The organism is Frankia sp. CcWB2 (assembly GCF_977927585.1).
The window spans coordinates 5,666-6,018 of the sequence record NZ_CDWRCM010000117.1; the positions used below are offsets into that span (position 1 = coordinate 5,666).

General features: G+C 72.0%; 1 pseudogene. It reads right to left on the reverse strand.

Annotation, left to right across the window (positions count from 1 at the left end):
- A pseudogene (locus ACY45C_RS13445) lies at positions 1-353 on the reverse strand (acyltransferase); the annotation flags it as partial.

Genomic DNA, 353 nt, shown 5'->3' on the forward strand with positions numbered 1-353 from the left:
CTGGGCAGGTAGGCGGCATGGTCGAGCCAGTTGGCGTCATAACCGTCCTTGTCCGGCCCAAGGAAGGCGAAGAAGATCAATCCGATCCCCGCGACGAGGCCGAAATCGGCGATCCGACGGCCCGCCCGCCAACGCTCGACCGTCGCCGCCGTGACAGGGGTCATCGTGCCGATCTGCTGGGCGTGCCGGCGGCGGCGCGGCGCGGTCAGGCCCGGCTCCTCTGCGACGAGGGCGCGCAGGCGGGTGTCACGCCAGACCGCCAGCAGACAGCCGATCAGCAGCGGGGTGACGTGCGTGTCCAGCGCGAGGTACACCCGCGAGTGCGGGGCGCCGCCGACGGCCACGGTCCAGGT